Here is a 15,856-nt window from a genome sequence, read left to right as displayed (position 1 = left end):
TGATCGTTCATTCCAATTGTTAAGAATGCTCATTCATCGCCTCAGACGGAAAGATTCAAAATCTATGTCCTTCAAATTTTCTCCGATGGTTATAGCCATAGCCTCGGAAAATCCAGCTTCTTTGATCCATTTATTCTCAAGACCAAAATTTCGTACTGCTTCTCTTTTATTGTTTCCCCGAGTAAACCCAAGAACCTGCAGATTTTCAACCGTTAGACTGCTCCTCTCGAAATTGGGAGGCAGCGTAGATCCTTCTTTGGTCACGATAATGAAATTTTGCATTATAAACTCCCGCGTTAAATAATTCGATATTCGCCACGACCGGTAAACTGGATATAATTCCGATCACGTAAGAGCTGCAACTGCTGTCTGATCTTGTCTCTTATGTGTTTATTACCCGGATGTTGCTTAGCCAAAAAGGATTCAAATTTATAAATATCCGCAAGCGTAAACTCTTTCTTGCGAATTAATTCGATGCAACGCATGACATCCAAAACCCATCCGCGCGACTCAATCTTCTTTTCCTCGCGTAAAAACAATGTTTTTTGCCAAACCGCACAAACATTTTCCTTTGGATTAATCTGTCTATTCTTAATTAGAAATATCCTGCCCGCTTCGGGTATCCTATTTAATAAAATATTGCATCCTATCCATCCTGCTCTTCGAGCAGTGACTGACAGGGGACTTCTTTTTTCAATGACCTCGGGAATAAAAAAATGTTTTGGAATAACAAGGAAATTGGAAACCTGATATGAGCTCAAATCGTAGTTCAGTAAAAAGAAGTTCGGATTATGAACATCCGCCAACCGATCGAGCATTGTGCGATATGCTCCATCAACTATCTTTTTCCCGAGGCCGTTGCTTTTACTTTTCAGCTCGAAGTCTTCGCTACAGTTTTCACAGAAAAAATCAGCAACAGGTGCATTGTTTGAATACTGCTCAAGACGCGCAGTTCCACAGCTTGGACAATAAGCCTCATTTTTAACCCATCCTTCTGTCAAAACTCTGACCTTTTGAGATGAGCTTTTGTATCGATCCGCAAGCTTGGTATCTAATTCTAGACTTATACTCATTATGCGACCTTATAGCCGACCTTTTTCGCCAATCTCTTTAAAACAACAAAAATATGATTCTTGCGTGGCAAGGATAGATAATGCGTTTCTTCATCTCTCCACATGTAATCCAGCAGCATTTTGAGATCATCTTTTTCTCTATTGGACATAATCAGCCACCTCCATGTGGGCTACCAGTTTTTTAAAGATTTATGAATATCTTTGGCGATTTTTTTGGCCTGACCTTCATCACAAGCCATAAAGGTACCCCAGCCATTTTTAATTTCTGCCAAATGACATGCAATTTCATGATTCTCCGCCTTAACAATCAAAGCTTCCACATCGTTTTTTCTATCGAATTGACCTATGGCAACAAATTTTTTCTTTTTATACTTTATCGCTTTCATACGCTACCTCGATTAGCTAATCTGTATAAGGCAACCATTTCGTTGGCTTCAACAAAATGGATCAAAAAATAAACGCTTCCCGGTGACCACAACGTCAGGGCGTTAGCGCCGCCCCTTGGACGCAACTTTTTTCCCATTCTTTCCTTTGGCTATGGCATGCCGCTTAACTTTCTTCATCTCGTTCTGCAAGCTCATAACCTCAATCAATGGTTTTTTACTGTAATGCAAAGGTTTATGCCAAGTAACCGAGTGCTTGGAATGATTCTCTTTTTCTGCTCTGTAATTTTGTAGAACCTTTACCATCTCATACAATATCTGTGCTTTCCCAATGGCCTTCTGCCCAACTCCGTAGCTTGCGTTAGGGGACAGCTCAGGGAAAAGAATGGGTTTTATCATTTCTTCGATATAGCTTCCGAGCGAATAAAAACTCCGCACCTCTCCATCAGGGCATTTCACCTCAAATGATTTTCCTTTAATCTGCTCCATGGCTTCAACGATGCGCGTCAGTTGACCCGCAGTCGCTCTGCTCATAGTGTCTAAACATAATTCGATTAAATAAGCCTGCTCATCGGTACATTTAATCATTGGCATAATAAATAACTCCTCTTGCTATAACTGATTCGGCAACCCACCGTATAAATCCTTTGATAAATCCGACTGCCAATATTCCTTAGTATCAACGTCCATTATCGTCAGCTTGCCTGACCAACCAGCTCCCGTATCAAGGTTCCATACATTACACACATGGATCGGCTGTAGCGTATTGTAAAGCTCCGTTGTCGTGTGCCCGACAAAGATGTCCTTGTACTTGCCTAATTGACATTTATGCCCGTCAATCTGCTTCTTCCACGCCATGTCAAGAAGCCGTCTGTCCCAAACCAACGCCTGTGCGCTATGACTGGCAAGCGATACGTCCGGATTAAACCCACCATGCACAAAGACTTGATTCTCGCGCTCGATCCAAAGCTGTCCGCTTTTTAGAAAATCGATATGCGCCTGCGGCATCGGGCCGCCATTATAAGAGGCCATTGTCTGGGTGCCACCCTGACTTGTCCAAATCTCCGGCTTATCACCGCGCAAGGCCCAGTCCAAAGCCCACATATCATGATTGCCAATGACCAGATCGCAATGCTTAATCTTTAAAAGCTCATCGATGCACTGCTTAACGTCCGGATATCCATCGCAAACATCGCCCATCACGATCAAGCGGTCTTTCTTATAGTCGAATTTCGACCGCTCAATGCACTGTATCAACGCCTTATAAGCGCCGTGAATATCCCCGACAGCATAGGTCTTCACTCGGCATTCCTTTGCAACACTTCTCTCAAGCCTTTAAATCGCTCAAAGATATCCTGCCTTACGTCGTGAATATATTCATCAGGGCCGTTTTCTTGCTCGATTAAAAGACAACCCTGACTCGATACCCGCTCAAAAAATTTGTTTACGTTATCCGTCACGCTCGGCAAATATCCTTTTTCATTGTACTGTGATACTTCCTTCAAAATCTCATCTACATTAGGCGCATACCGTAAAATAAAATACATGTAGTACAAATCCTTCGCCTGTTTCTCCTTGTTTTCTCGATCAATAAAGGTCGCGCCCTTGTGATACAAGAAAGCCGACGGCTTCGGACAGTTCAGTAGATAAATCTTTTTCTTGGCCTGAACACCGATTGACATCCGATGCTCTAATAAAAAATCGAACTTGTCGATCCTGTTTATTTGCATCTGCTGTCCGACCATTTTCTCGATGGCCTTAATATCGACGCTGGGATAAGTGATGAATTCAACCGGAACCTTATCCTTATAGAGAACCACCGGGAACATTCTGTCCATTTTGAGATGACGTTCCCTATAGTCCAAGGATGAAAGTGTTTCGAAAATTGTTTTTGAATAATCTTTGCTCACTGATTGATCAACGCCAAAATCGATATCAACCGTGGTTACCGCATTGCGAACGGAAGTCTTCCAAAGGTAATTCGAATAAACATACGGCATCCACCCGCCGACAAGCGTGAGATCCTGCAAGTAATCGTTAATGTCCTCAAGGACGCTGAAAAATATGGTTTCGATCTTCTCAAGACTCATACAAATTCTTTCCTTTTTCTTCCAACGCGTTCTTCAAATATTCCGCGTGTTCACGTCCGCGAGGTTTATAGCCGTAAAGATCAAGGTAAAGCTGTAAGTCGGAAACGACCTTGAGTCCCTTGACCGTTCGAGCACCACAGAATGCGCTGTTTTTATAATATGGACGAACAATATTAATATTGCCGCCCCTGACCAATTCCTTTAAATCAAGCTGTTGCCGTAAATCGAGGATCTCTTTTTTCCAATTATCCGGATTGAAATATATATGGATCTGGTCGGTCACAACAAAAGAAGTAATAAGATTAGCGCCCGAATGAAGGGTTAGGGCATACTGTTTATTGGCTAGATAATCTTTAAGTTTTCCGAGTATATTCTTGTCCGGAGAATAGTAGGTATCGACCTCATTTAGATCAAACTGATACTCCTTGAGCCAATCACCGACAAGTTCGTCCTTATTCGTAAGTAGGGCATAGCTTTCAGGACCGCGTTTAACGCGCTCAATGTAGCCCTTTTTCGCCATGGCCTCGAGCGTTCCCTGCGCCATGCCAAGGCTTACTCCGCTATCACCGGTAAAGTCTCGGGTAACCCATTTCTTTTCAGGGTCAGAGAGCATTTTCCTTAGAATAAAGGTCGCCTTATCTGCAAAAATGTTCGTTCCATTGGTATGGCCATTCATAATGTTCACTCCTTTTGAATGTTCAGTAATTACTGAACAATATACACTAACTGAACATTAAAGTCAAGTCATTTTTCACGAAAATGGCGTAGATTATGTCACAAAAACTATCTACTTTTTGCGACAAGACTTATACGTTCTAATGTTCACCGTTTAGTGAACATTAGGGCTTGAGTGAACATTAACACCAAGCAAATATATTACATTTTCTGTAACATTCATACAGAACCAAAGATTACGCTGTTCTATAACATAGAACGATCGTTCTATTGCATAGAACAGGTGTCAGAAAAACTATATACTTTTTCTGACAGGGCGATCATGTCCCAATAGGACAATACGACATCGAAAATGTCGTATGATGTCCGACTCTAATCTTCCCAGCTGAGCCAATTTGACATCAAAAAGCCTCAAAATGCACTATTTTTGACGAAAAAAGCACGAATTTGACCGATTTTGCGCCTTTTGACACCCTGATCCTTGCCTATACGACCACGACATGACATTTTCAAAATCTGACATCACTCAAAGCCCGCGCCTCGCCCGACCCGCGGCCGACACCCCCTTCCAAGGACCCGTAACTAAAGAGGGTGGCGTGCGGAGAGGTCGGGTAACAAGGCCGCCCCTGCCGGACGCGCTTCTCCGGCAAAGCCAACGCGAGGGAAACAAAACGAAAAGCCCCGCGCCAGCTCCTCCGCAATCTTCTGCCTACGACTCAACCGCCTGCTCCTCAACCGGTACGGACGCATACTTCTTTCGGTACTTATCAAGTATCTTGGCGTGCTCCTCATCAAGATTAAAGGTCGTGATCCAGCGTTCCTTAATCTCGCAATCTCGCTCAATGTCCGCCACGGTCGGTTTCTTTATTTCTGACAACGACTTCTTTTTCTCGTACTCAAACTCCTCGAAGAACGGATCCGTATTGCACGGCGTGAAGCTCCTTAAACATTCGAGGTTAATGCGCGCCCGTTCATCATAGCCGTATATGCTAAGCGCCATGCCAAACAGACGACCCTTTGCTTTGGTAAACTCACACATAGCCTTGTCGCGCTCCTGATCCAGACGCCTGCGCGCTTCAATGAGCCGCTTTGATTCATCATCGCAGTTTGCCATCAAGGATTCGGATAATTTCCGTTTTAGCTCGTCGAGGCTTTCGGTAACGATCTCGAGATTAAGCGATGCCTCTTCATAACCCTTATCCGCGTTTTTAATGACGTCGAGGCTGATCTTTTCTCCGCAAAGGGTCTTGCCTCGGACTTCCTTGCAGAGAATCTTTGCGAGGTTCCGCTCGTTCTCGCATTCCTTTTGTTTGATCTCCAGAGCAACGATCTGCTCGGCGATCTCCTCGTGATTGACCTTACCGTTTAACGCATTCAAAAAATTCAGTTTCATGGTTTTGTCCTTTCTTTAAAGTTTGATGACCGTTTATTTACCGCCAACCTTTTGCCGCTACATCCCCATAGACCGCACCTCCTTTTTGTGATTTGTGAGCATTGTGAGGGGAAAATCCTTCTCCTTACCCCTTAGGCATCCAACAGCTTCTTGTGAGCCGAAATACGCCTTTTCTATAAATATTTCTTTGTTTTTGTCCTTTTAGAAAAATAGCCTCACAATCCTCACAGATTTGCGTAACTTCTTGCCGATAAGCACCTTGGCTCTGTGAGCAGGGCTGTGAGCACGTGTGAGGTTCTGTGAGCAAACTCACAAAATCAGAACGGCCGGTCACTGTCCACCTCATGGTTAGCCTCACAAAATGCGTCTCTGCTCACACCATCCTCACACCGATCCTCACAGCCATTTTTCTCGAATTTTCTGATCACAAAGATCCGCCTGCCGGTGCCAGCTTCGCGCTTTTCTTTCTTCACGATATCGATGCCTATGTTGCGCATGACCGGCGCGATCCTGACAAGCTCCGTTGATAGCCACTTGGCGGTCTTGGGAATTCCTTTTTGATCCTCGTCATCTGGCTTAATTTCAGTAAGAAGCTCGGCAGTTGAGCCAGTCCAGAAACCGCCATGTTTTTCCAAAAGTTCAGAGATTTTTTTACCGAACACACTGTCCTCAGCGGTTTCCTGCCACTTGCGATCAACAGATTCCTGATACTTTTTGAAAAACTCATCCTGCGAATATCCGAGTGCCTCAGCTAGAGCACCGCCCCATTGGGCGAAGTCGGACATTCTGAATTTATGGTGGCCTCGAACCTGCGAGACTGTATTCATAGCCTTTGAGACGGCGGTAAAAAAGCCACCGAGAATCCCGGGTAAAACTTCTTTCCATTCGGCTTCCATGTCTTTCTCGGGGCGAGTGTTCTTTAGAATCGGAATATCGAAGATGACCGCACGGTCGAGCAAGTCAGCTCGCCACATGGATGCGCCGATGCCATTCAGAACAAAGCACCTGCGATATGACCGGATGAACTCGTCATCATTGGTATAAAGGCTTCGCTTCATATCGCCTTCGCCAGTAACGCCACGGCACAAAAAGTCGCTAAACCATTCGAGAATCTTTGAAATGTTATCGAAGGTATTGATCCAGTGTTTCTCGGCGGTCATTTGCGCCTGTTCTAAATCCTTTGGCGTCGAGATCAGCATGACCCGCGACGGATCACCCAAGCCTTTAATTTTGCGGGAGTTGTTTGATTTGCCGGAACCTTGCTCGCCGTTCTGGCTTAAGATGATATGCGGAATATTGGGGATGAAGAATGAGGCAATTGCAACCATGAAAAGGCAATGATCGTCGGGGCTGATATTGCAAAACTTCAATATCGCTCGCGGATCGCCATCTTTAACAGGAATGACTTGTTCGGCCTGATGTTGATAACGTCGGAATATCGGCGGTAGTGAAACAACTTCCCAGCCATCTTTGTTGATTCTGACACCGCGCCAATCTTGCGTTGTTAAATCGTAATAGATCGCGCCGTCATGCCATCCTACACGATTAAATAGCTCGACCTGCCGGGCGCTATCACACCGCGCTTCAATCTGGATACGCGCTTGATTGATTGCGTCGCTCTTCGGGGGAACGCCAAACTTTTCCCTGTAACGCGTTGCCATCCAGTTTCTAAAGCGTGAGTTTGACGTCGGGCATACTTCGGCATGATCTTTAAACGGAAGCACGATAAAATAATTTCCGTGCTGATCGCGGAAGAAGTCTTTGATGTTATCTTCGCAATCTCGGGTGATGATCTCGCCTTGAGTAGGTTTATGTTTAAATTCCGATCCCGACGATTGATAAATATTGGTGCAACTCTCAACGGCTTTCTCAATCAGCGACTGACCGTAAGTCTTCCCATCAGAAAAGTGTTTCTCATCCCACTTGGGGCGCATAAGGTCTGACTTGCGAAAGAGCGAATCCATGTACGTCGAATCCTTGCCAGTCCAGAAGGCGAGTTTATTGCACAACGCAAGGTCTGCCTCTGATTGAGAAGGATATGACTCCTGCCATTTGCCTTCATAGAGCGTGAAAAATGTGGCGTCATTACTCTTTCGTATGCGCTTAAAAAGAGTGTCGATCTGCTTGTTCGCATTATCCACCTGCTCGAGCTCACCATAGAGCTTCGAAATATCCACTTCACATATATCTTGCGGACATCCCCGCACGAGGTCGCCGGTGAAAGTAAAAAACCTGCTACCGGAATACATCTCAACATCAAGAGTGGTAAATTTACGATCCCTTGGAATTTTACCTTTGCCGACAATATGAATGCCGGTCTTACTCGGCGAGTATTCGGTGTAACTGGGGTACGCGGATATTATTTTCTTTGCAAGCGGTGAAATAATTCTTTCGCAAACGGAATGATCAATATCGCAAACGATATAAGGCTCGACAACAGCTATGCCTATTGCGTCAAAATTCAGCGTTTCGGCTTTCGCGACAACATCATTAAAGGAACGCCATGTTTTCGGGTCGTTAGACTTGGCATGGCCGCCGGTCGCGGCATTGATCGGTTCTTTCTTGGGCTTTTTGCCTTCTTGCGGAATGAATTTAAACCCAATCCAGTTGGGCAGGACTTTTAATTCCTGCGGGATATTTTCGACAAACCATTTCTTTTCTTCTCTTCTCTCGGCACTCATTTCACACTCCGTTTTGAAATAGGTAATCTTTAGCTCTTCGATAACAGTCAAAGAGGCGTCTCGCGTCTGAATCCGCGTAAAAATCCTCGCAAGCCTTGGTAATCTCAGGGGAATGGTCGAAAAGGATCTTTTTCAGCTTCCCATCGCCTTTAAGGCCCTTCATGGTGAAGCCGCAAAAGAGCAGGTAGGTGGCCAGATACAGATTCCCGGCCTCAAAATGCTGTTCTCTCATGTTTTCCTTCTCCTTTATTCGCCGTTCCCAAGGGGTATATACAACCTTTTTTGCCAAAGTGTTGCACCCACTACCGCGTATATACGTAAAAAAATCTCAAAGTGTTGCAGGCTTTTTGAAAATACATTGTCCCCAAGCGTACATACCCCTTTTTTCCTAAAAGTGTCGGAACTTTTTTCTCCATCACGTACATTCCGATTTTTTCGTGAAAGTGTCGGAATTATTTTTATTTTGCCTGCAACAATTTGAAGAAAAACATCGTATATACGCACTTAGGCAGGGACACTTTTCAAAAAAATCCGGTATATACGCCTTGGAGGAAAGATTTTTCCGACACTTTTGGCATTTTTGGGGAATATACGCCTTGGGGAATTTTCTTAATATCGCCTGAGACGCTTCGCGGAAAAAAGTTGTATGTACTGACTATGGAAGAAAAAAGAAACTTAAAAGTAACGGTCGAATATATCGAGACGCCGGATGAGGCCGAACGCATGAAGAAGGTCGCCAAGATCCTTGCGGGAGGCGTTTATGCCTATCTTAAAAAGGAAGGCGTGCTCCGGATAGACCCCAAGCGCAAAGAAAAGGTCCGCGAGGCCATGGATAAGGCCCGGGAAATCATCAATCGTGAAACTACCGATTAAAGGGTTGATTCAGCTTGGCTTGTGCGGGGGTTGTGATAGGGTTGGGTCGCTATGGCAGAGACAAATAAACGATGCGGATTTGTGATTAGGGTCAGTACGGACAAACAAGCCCGAAACCCCGAAGGATCACTCACGAACCAGCTCCAACGCCTGCAGGCGCACGTTGAATACAAGAACACCGCCTGCGACGAGCATTGGGTTGAGGCTGGCCGCTATATCCTTAAAGGCGTATCCGGCAAGGATTCTATCCGAAGCCCGGAATTCGCCCAGCTATTCGCCGACATGGAATCCGGCAAGGTGAACACGGTCATTTGCACCGCGCTTGACCGCATCAGCCGGTCGGTTAAAGACTTTCTGAATTTCTTCGAGGTCCTGACCAAATACAACGTCGAGTTCGTCTGTCTAAAACAAAACTACGACACCACATCCTCGCAAGGCAAGCTCTTCATCACGATCATGATGGCCTTGGCCGAGTTTGAACGGACGCAAACCTCCGAACGAAACCGCGATGCCACCATCGCCCGGGCAGAGCGCGGCCTCTGGAACGGCGGTCATCTTTTGGGGTTTGACCTCGATGAAAAACGAAAAGGATACCTAACAATCAACGAACAGGAAAAAGCCACGATCCAATTCGCCTTTAAGAAGTACCTCGAATGCGGATCGCTGGTCGAAACCGGCAAGGCACTTAACGCCAACGGATTCAGAACCAAAGGATACACGTCTCGGCGCGGTAAAATTCGCTCCCCGCAAAAATTCGGAAGAACATCGACAAAGACCTTACTCACAAATCTTGCCTATATCGGAAAAAAGGAAATTAATAAGAATCTAAAAACTCAGGATCAGGCAAAGCTCGCGGAGAATTACCGATACCGCCATGTCCCGGCTGTCTGGGACCCGCTTGTTGATGAAGACACCTTCACCAAAGTCCAACATCTCCTATCCGTAAACGCCGCGACAAAGCACAATGGCACTACGGAATTTAAACACACCTATATTTTGAATAGCGGACTGCTTGTCTGTGCGAAATGCGACAAGCCCATGGAAGGAACCTGCGGAACAGGCCATCAGGGAAATAAATATTTTTACTATCACTGCAAACATTGCAAATTCAAGATGCCCGCAAGCGAAGTCGAGCAAGTCATTATTGACCACATTAAAATGTTAGGCACCCAGGAAGATATGGTCGAGGCCATGGTGCGCGAAGCGAACTCCCAACTGCAGAAGGAACTGCCCCAGCTCAAGACCCAGCGTGACGCGCTCCAGCGCAAGATCGAAACGACGAAATCGCAGGCTGACGGCATCATGGTCAAGTGGACAAATATGGCTACGGATGACAACAGCATATTCCTGCGTGAAAAACTCGATGAGCTTGCCAAGCAACGCAAAGAAGCCGAAACCGGCTTCACCGCAATTGATATTCAGATAAAGGACATCCAGCGCGATGCGATCCGCAAAGAAGACGTCTTGATGGCTGTGGACAAGTTCAACAGCCTTTTCGACACCCTGCACCCCTACCAGAAGAAGGAGATCTTCAAGCTCCTCCTCAAGAAGGCCGTCTTGGGCCCCGAGGGCATAAAAATAGCCCTATTCGGGAAGTATCCCCAAATAGGGCTATTTGATACAACGGCGCCTGACGGCGCAATCCGCTGTCAGACGTCAATATGGCTCCCCCTCGAGGACTCGAACCTCGGACCTGGTGGTTACGCTTGACCCGAAATTACTTTCGGAAGTGGACTATATCTTTGCCATAAGCTAAACGCTTTTAGGCAGCAGGTGCATAGTCTCTGAACCTTCCCCCGCTGCTTCGTTTTGCGAAGCAAAACGGCGGGGGCTCGGCTGCTGATTACCCTCATTTTATAGTAGGGCTTCCAGACAATTCTCCTGCAGTTTCAGCCGCGGTTTCCCGCGACAGCTGCCACGCTACTGCGAATTCTAAACGGCCTTCGGATTCCTTCGGAATCCTTTGGGCCAGAATTCGGAGTCTCGCCGCCTTCGGCGGCTCGACAGCCACTCGCTCTACCGGCTGAGCTAAGGGGGAATAACTTATGAAAGAGCACCCTCCCCTGTGGCGGGAAGGGGGAATAAGCTAGATATAAAAATTAAAAGAACAATAGCCCTATACGGGCCAAACCAGTAGCACTATTTTACATAAAATACCGTCTACGTCAAAGGAAATCTTCTACAACATACCAGCTTCAAGGGACTCTTTTTCTTTGCCGATTTCAACAATCCTAGTTTCAATTTCTTTAAGCCTCCTGCCATAAGCCCGGGCGGTCTCTTCATCGCGGTAGAAATGCGGGTTTGACAAAGCGCGCACCTTGGCAGAACTTTCTAATTGCAATTTTTCTTTTTCCTTTTCAAGTTTATTTATCTTCTCACGCAAAGAAACATTATGCGTTTTGCGATTGTGTTCAGCTTCTTTCTTTTTCTTCTCTTCATCTTTTTTATGCTTGCGCGCTAATTCCTCAACCTGTTTCTTCGAATCCGCCAAAGAAGCTTTATGTTTCTGCGGAACAAAATACTCTTCATCCTTTTTGCTTAAATAATAATCAAACGTCCCGGGGAATTTACGCACCGAGGCGTTTTTAACTTCATAAACCACATTGGCTACTGACCGCACAAAATAAATATCGTGGCTTATGAAAACAATCGTTCCTTCGTATTGCTTTAACGCCCGGACCAATGCTTCTACCGCGTCCACGTCTAAATGCGTGGTTGGCTCATCAAGAAGAAGGAAATTCGGCGGATTAATTAAAAGTTTTGCCAAGATCAAACGGCTCTTTTCTCCTCCAGAAAGAACCGCAACCTTTTTATCCGCGTCTTCCCCGGTAAACAAAAATGCGCCTAATACCGTACGGATGTTTTCTTCTGCCATATAGCCTGGGGCAGCGGTATATGCCTCGCGTAAAACCGTATTCTCTGGATTTAACACATCAAGGCGCGTCTGGGAAAAATACCCCGCGTCCACATGATGACCAAGCGTACGCAAGCCCTGATCAATCGTAACTACCCCAGCCATAATTTTTAAGAGAGTTGATTTTCCCGCACCATTCTCCCCGGCTAATACCGCTTTTTCTCCTTGGGTAATTTCAAAATTAAAATCCTTATAGACTTGTATATCGCCATAAGCTTTAGAAACGTTCTCCAACGCTATTATTTTATAACCACTTTTGCGCGTGGGTGGAAAATGAAAGCTATGGATACTTTCCCTGGGGTCAGGCGGGAGAACTATCGGCTCATCATCTATCCTCTCCAGCACCCTGCGTTTGGCGCGCACAGACGCAGCCTTATTCGGTTGGGCGTGAAAACGCTCCACAAAGCGTTCTAACTGCTCGCGTTTTTTCTCCTGCTCTTTAAACTGCCTCTCCAGAAACACGCGGCGCTCGGCTTTCAGTTCTTCATAATGCTCATAATTACCACGCACCTTAAATATTGAACCATTCTCTAAAATCAAAGTATAATTGGTAACTTCTGTCAAAAACGCCCTATCGTGAGAGATCATAATAAATGTGCCGCGAAAAGATGCCAGATAATCTTTTAGCCACAAGGCTGCATTTAAATCTAGATAATTGGTTGGCTCGTCTAAAAGCAACAGATCATAGTGATATACTAAAAGTTTTGCCAGCAAAACACGCATCTGCCAACCACCGCTTAATTCAGCTATCGGACGGTTAAGGTCGCGTTCTTTAAATCCTAAACCCGCCAAAACCTTTTCTGCCTTATGCTCTATTTCAAAAAAACCCAAGATTTCAAGCTCATGCAATACCTCGCCATATCTATGAGAATCAGCGGCATTCTCGATTTCTAATCTTTCTTTTTCCTCTTTGAGATCCCCCATGCGCGCATCGCCCTGAATAACTTCAGATAGAACTGCGCGCGAAGATTTAAAATTCGCTTCCTGGGCCAGATATCCGATCTGGATATTTTTTTGCACCTGCACATCGCCTGCTGAAGGCTCAATCTCGCCTAAGATAAGCGAAAAAAGCGTACTTTTCCCCGCGCCGTTTGGCCCAATTAAACCAATCTTCTCGCCATTATTAATGGTCAGAGAAATTTCTTTAAACAAAACTTTCGGACCGTAATTTTTGGAAAGATTATTTAAGGCGATCATAGAGAATTATATATCCCGGCGGGACTGCATGGCTTTGGCAAGAGTAGCCGTATCGGCAAACTCAAGGTTAGACCCCATAGGAAGCCCTAATCCAATACGGCTAAGCTTTACCCCTAAAGGCTTGATCACTTTGGTCAAATATAAAGCGGTGGTTTCTCCTTCAGTATCTGCATCTGTAGCAATAATGATTTCGCTTATACGTTCTTCCTGAATGCGGTTTAACAGTGTATTTATCTTTAGATCTGCCGGGCCTCTTCCTTCAAGAGGAGAAATAGAACCTAAAAGAACATGGTACACCCCGTCAAAGAATCCCGCTTTCTCAATGGCGGTAACATCTGTTGGCTTCTCCACAACGCAAACCATATCTTTTTTGCGCTGCGTATTATTACAAATCTTGCATAAATCCTCTTCGCTTAAATTGTGACAAATGCGGCAAAAGCGCACGTTATCCTTCACCAGCATTATGGAATCCGAAAGCCGCTTAGATTCTTCTTTAGAGGAGTCTAAAAGATAATTCACGATGCGCTCTGCGCTTCTTCTTCCCACTCCGGGAAGCTTAATTAAAGCATCAATTAATTTCTCTATGGATTCTGTATAATTTGCCATATTAAATTTCCTGGATGACCCTACCGCCAAAAGCATCCAATGCGGATTTAACCACCTGCGTATCCTGCCCATGACGATGGATTTCTTTCTCGGTAAGAATAAAATTTACCCGCAAAGCCTCTCCCAAGGCATGGGTCAAGCTTTTTTCAATCAAAGTCTTATTTTCTTTGCGCTCAAGGGATTCCTTGTGCAATGAATAATTCTTCGGAAAGGCCACAGTTAAAATATCTTTATCTATCCTAAAAGGCTGCCCCTCGCTTAAATAGGTAGCTACGGAAATCTTTACCTTAGCTAAAGAATCAATCACCCCGGCCCAGACGTCTCTTACCTCATCAAAAGTCTTGGAGAAAAGCGGCTTATTCTCTATGATGCGCTCCTGATGCGGCACGCGCAGCTTCTTTATTTCCGTATTGTCTGATTCTGACTTTTTAATCTCCACATGAGCATGCGGTTTCTTGGGCGCTTCTACAACCTGCGAAGGAGCTACTTTCGCCGCCTTATTTTTATCATAAGAAAGTTTTGCTAAGGCAATTTCAAGGGGTATGCGCTGCGAATCCATGCGCCGGGCCATTTCAGAAGCGTTCATCAAAACATTAAAAGCGGTGAAGATTTCCTCAAGGCCTAAACCCTGCGCCTGTGCCCCGAGCCTCTGGCAAACTTCTTCTGAAAGATCGATCAGTTTCGCATCAGCACCGCTAATCTTAGCCACCATCAGATTTCGGTAATGCTCCACCATATTCTGCAGGAAAACATTTATATCTTTTCCTTGATCAATGATCTGATTCATAAGCTCAAGAGCTGCGAGGCTGTCACGAGATATTATCTTTTGGGTAATCTCAAAAAGTGTGTCCTGCTCCACAAGGCCCAAAATAGAAGTAACATCCCCCAGGGAAACTTTTCCTTCGCAAAAAGAAACCACCTGGTCCAGGATCGATTCCGCGTCCCTTAAGGCGCCGTCACTGCTTTTAGCGATAGCGAATAGAACTTCCTTATCCAGGTGAATTTTCTCTGCCTGAAGGATCTTCTCAAGCTGCTTGATAATTTCAATATTGGTAATTCGGCGGAAATCAAAACGTTGACAACGCGAAATAACCGTGGGTAAAACTTTATTGGCTTGGGTAGTGGCAAAAATAAATTTTACAAACTCCGGAGGCTCTTCCAAAGTCTTAAGAAGCGCGTTAAAGGCTTCGGTAGTAAGCATATGCACTTCATCAATAATATAAATCTTGTATCTGCCTGACGAAGGGGAAAACTTAATACTTTCGCGCAGCGTCCTTATCTCGTCTATCCCGCGGTTTGAAGCCCCGTCAATCTCCATAACATCAAGGCTTCTGCTATTGGTGATATCCACGCATGAAGGGCAGGTTTGACAGGGAGCAACTGTGGGCCCATTTTTACAATTTAAAGCCTTAGCTAGAATCCGGGCGGTAGACGTTTTTCCAACACCTCTTGGCCCAGAAAAAAGATACGCGTGAGCAAGACGGTTATTCTGGATGGCGCTTTTGAGTGTATCTACGATATGGCTCTGGCCGATAATTTCATCAAAATATTTCGGCCGCCATTTTAAGGCTAAAACAGTATAAGGCATATTCCTTAAAATATTTGCACTTTGGGTATAACCGTATTATACTATACCCCGAGGGCCCAAACAAGTAAAATATAAAACACAAGTTTATGCAAAAAAGAATCTTAATTATAATCATCCTTTTTCTTGCCATAACAAGTATCCGGCTTTTTCTTCTTCTGCCCACAACTAAACACAACTACGTTGCTAATTTTCGTATCGGCACCCAGCCCACAAGTGATGCCTTATTCTGGTTAGACAGCGCACATAATTTCCTGGAAGCAAGAAAATGCGATGGCCGCCCCATACTGCCTTTGTTTTTAACTATTTTAATACGGCTTTTTAAGAACAACTTCTTTGCCTATGGCATTGTATTCCTGGCCATGAATACCCTGGCGTTCTTATTC

The 15,856-nt window shown here is 45.0% G+C and carries 17 protein-coding genes; 3 read left to right on the top strand and 14 right to left on the bottom strand.

Annotated features, from left to right (window positions below; all coding sequences use genetic code 11):
- Positions 1-33: 33 nt before the first annotated feature.
- The 11 genes from MUF05_07395 to MUF05_07345 form a co-directional block, all read right to left on the bottom strand.
- The gene (locus tag MUF05_07395; GenBank protein MCU0666900.1) at positions 34-282 is read right to left on the bottom strand and encodes a hypothetical protein; all 249 of its coding nucleotides are present in this window, start codon (positions 280-282) and stop codon (positions 34-36) included.
- 14 nt (positions 283-296) lie between these two features.
- Entirely contained in the window at positions 297-1,067 is a 771-nt protein-coding gene (locus tag MUF05_07390; protein ID MCU0666899.1) for a restriction endonuclease, read from the bottom strand.
- Between the two features lie 5 nt (positions 1,068-1,072).
- The gene (locus MUF05_07385; GenBank protein MCU0666898.1) at positions 1,073-1,222 is read right to left on the bottom strand and encodes a hypothetical protein; all 150 of its coding nucleotides are present in this window, start codon (positions 1,220-1,222) and stop codon (positions 1,073-1,075) included.
- 21 nt (positions 1,223-1,243) lie between these two features.
- Entirely contained in the window at positions 1,244-1,459 is a 216-nt protein-coding gene (locus MUF05_07380; protein MCU0666897.1) for a hypothetical protein, read from the bottom strand.
- A 102-nt stretch (positions 1,460-1,561) separates the two neighbouring features.
- A complete protein-coding gene (locus tag MUF05_07375) occupies positions 1,562-2,050 on the bottom strand; it encodes a hypothetical protein (GenBank protein ID MCU0666896.1) in 489 nt (162 codons plus the stop codon).
- Between the two features lie 18 nt (positions 2,051-2,068).
- The gene (locus MUF05_07370) at positions 2,069-2,713 is read right to left on the bottom strand and encodes a hypothetical protein (GenBank protein MCU0666895.1); all 645 of its coding nucleotides are present in this window, start codon (positions 2,711-2,713) and stop codon (positions 2,069-2,071) included.
- A 41-nt stretch (positions 2,714-2,754) separates the two neighbouring features.
- Positions 2,755-3,546 carry a GSU2403 family nucleotidyltransferase fold protein gene (locus tag MUF05_07365; GenBank protein ID MCU0666894.1) on the bottom strand — a complete coding sequence of 264 codons (792 nt, stop codon included), beginning with the start codon at positions 3,544-3,546 and terminating at the stop codon, positions 2,755-2,757.
- Positions 3,536-4,222, bottom strand: coding sequence for a type IV toxin-antitoxin system AbiEi family antitoxin (locus tag MUF05_07360; protein MCU0666893.1), 687 nt, complete (start codon positions 4,220-4,222; stop codon positions 3,536-3,538). The genes MUF05_07365 and MUF05_07360 overlap by 11 nt, the downstream gene beginning before the upstream one ends.
- 708 nt (positions 4,223-4,930) lie before the next feature.
- Positions 4,931-5,614, bottom strand: coding sequence for a hypothetical protein (locus MUF05_07355; protein MCU0666892.1), 684 nt, complete (start codon positions 5,612-5,614; stop codon positions 4,931-4,933).
- 317 nt (positions 5,615-5,931) lie between these two features.
- Complete coding sequence (locus MUF05_07350) at positions 5,932-8,295, bottom strand: hypothetical protein (protein ID MCU0666891.1); 2,364 nt, start codon at positions 8,293-8,295, stop codon at positions 5,932-5,934.
- Between the two features lies 1 nt (position 8,296).
- Positions 8,297-8,527, bottom strand: coding sequence for a DUF5659 domain-containing protein (locus MUF05_07345; protein ID MCU0666890.1), 231 nt, complete (start codon positions 8,525-8,527; stop codon positions 8,297-8,299).
- 425 nt (positions 8,528-8,952) lie between these two features.
- Between MUF05_07345 and MUF05_07340 the strand changes: the two genes are divergently transcribed.
- Entirely contained in the window at positions 8,953-9,168 is a 216-nt protein-coding gene (locus MUF05_07340) for a hypothetical protein (GenBank protein ID MCU0666889.1), read from the top strand.
- 51 nt (positions 9,169-9,219) lie between these two features.
- Positions 9,220-10,878, top strand: a complete 1,659-nt coding sequence (locus tag MUF05_07335) for a recombinase family protein (GenBank protein ID MCU0666888.1) — start codon at positions 9,220-9,222, stop codon at positions 10,876-10,878.
- Between the two features lie 469 nt (positions 10,879-11,347).
- Here the strand turns inward: MUF05_07335 and MUF05_07330 are convergent, their stop codons facing one another.
- From MUF05_07330 to dnaX, 3 genes are read right to left on the bottom strand one after another with little or no spacing between them, the layout of a single operon-like run.
- On the bottom strand, positions 11,348-13,279 hold the full coding sequence (locus MUF05_07330) for an ATP-binding cassette domain-containing protein (GenBank protein ID MCU0666887.1): 1,932 nt from the start codon (positions 13,277-13,279) through the stop codon (positions 11,348-11,350).
- A 6-nt stretch (positions 13,280-13,285) separates the two neighbouring features.
- Positions 13,286-13,885 (bottom strand): recombination mediator RecR, encoded by a 600-nt coding sequence (gene recR, locus MUF05_07325; protein MCU0666886.1) that lies wholly within the window; start codon positions 13,883-13,885, stop codon positions 13,286-13,288.
- 1 nt (position 13,886) lies between these two features.
- Complete coding sequence (dnaX, locus tag MUF05_07320) at positions 13,887-15,473, bottom strand: DNA polymerase III subunit gamma/tau (protein ID MCU0666885.1); 1,587 nt, start codon at positions 15,471-15,473, stop codon at positions 13,887-13,889.
- Between the two features lie 86 nt (positions 15,474-15,559).
- Here dnaX and MUF05_07315 point away from each other — a divergent pair.
- The coding region (locus tag MUF05_07315; GenBank protein ID MCU0666884.1) for a hypothetical protein at positions 15,560-15,856 on the top strand (297 nt) is incomplete at its 3' end.

This window comes from Candidatus Omnitrophota bacterium (assembly GCA_025453395.1).
Classification (GTDB): Bacteria; Omnitrophota; Gorgyraeia; order Gygaellales; family Profunditerraquicolaceae; genus JAlOQK01.
The sequence above is the reverse complement of the archived record's forward strand: the minus strand, read 5'-3'. Positions and strand labels throughout refer to the sequence as shown.

Bases quoted from the DNA above. Each gene is read 5' to 3' on its own strand.
- MUF05_07395 (MCU0666900.1), bottom strand. From the start codon at position 282: ATGCAAAATTTCATTATCGTGACCAAAGAAGGATCTACGCTGCCTCCC.
- MUF05_07385 (MCU0666898.1), bottom strand. From the start codon at position 1,222: ATGTCCAATAGAGAAAAAGATGATCTCAAAATGCTGCTGGATTACATG.
- MUF05_07380 (MCU0666897.1), bottom strand. From the start codon at position 1,459: ATGAAAGCGATAAAGTATAAAAAGAAAAAATTTGTTGCCATAGGTCAA.
- MUF05_07375 (MCU0666896.1), bottom strand. From the start codon at position 2,050: ATGCCAATGATTAAATGTACCGATGAGCAGGCTTATTTAATCGAATTA.
- MUF05_07365 (MCU0666894.1), bottom strand. From the start codon at position 3,546: ATGAGTCTTGAGAAGATCGAAACCATATTTTTCAGCGTCCTTGAGGAC.
- MUF05_07360 (MCU0666893.1), bottom strand. From the start codon at position 4,222: ATGAATGGCCATACCAATGGAACGAACATTTTTGCAGATAAGGCGACC.
- MUF05_07355 (MCU0666892.1), bottom strand. From the start codon at position 5,614: ATGAAACTGAATTTTTTGAATGCGTTAAACGGTAAGGTCAATCACGAG.
- MUF05_07350 (MCU0666891.1), bottom strand. From the start codon at position 8,295: ATGAGTGCCGAGAGAAGAGAAGAAAAGAAATGGTTTGTCGAAAATATC.
- MUF05_07345 (MCU0666890.1), bottom strand. From the start codon at position 8,527: ATGAGAGAACAGCATTTTGAGGCCGGGAATCTGTATCTGGCCACCTAC.
- MUF05_07340 (MCU0666889.1), top strand. From the start codon at position 8,953: ATGGAAGAAAAAAGAAACTTAAAAGTAACGGTCGAATATATCGAGACG.
- MUF05_07335 (MCU0666888.1), top strand. From the start codon at position 9,220: ATGGCAGAGACAAATAAACGATGCGGATTTGTGATTAGGGTCAGTACG.
- MUF05_07330 (MCU0666887.1), bottom strand. From the start codon at position 13,279: ATGATCGCCTTAAATAATCTTTCCAAAAATTACGGTCCGAAAGTTTTG.
- recR (MCU0666886.1), bottom strand. From the start codon at position 13,885: ATGGCAAATTATACAGAATCCATAGAGAAATTAATTGATGCTTTAATT.
- dnaX (MCU0666885.1), bottom strand. From the start codon at position 15,473: ATGCCTTATACTGTTTTAGCCTTAAAATGGCGGCCGAAATATTTTGAT.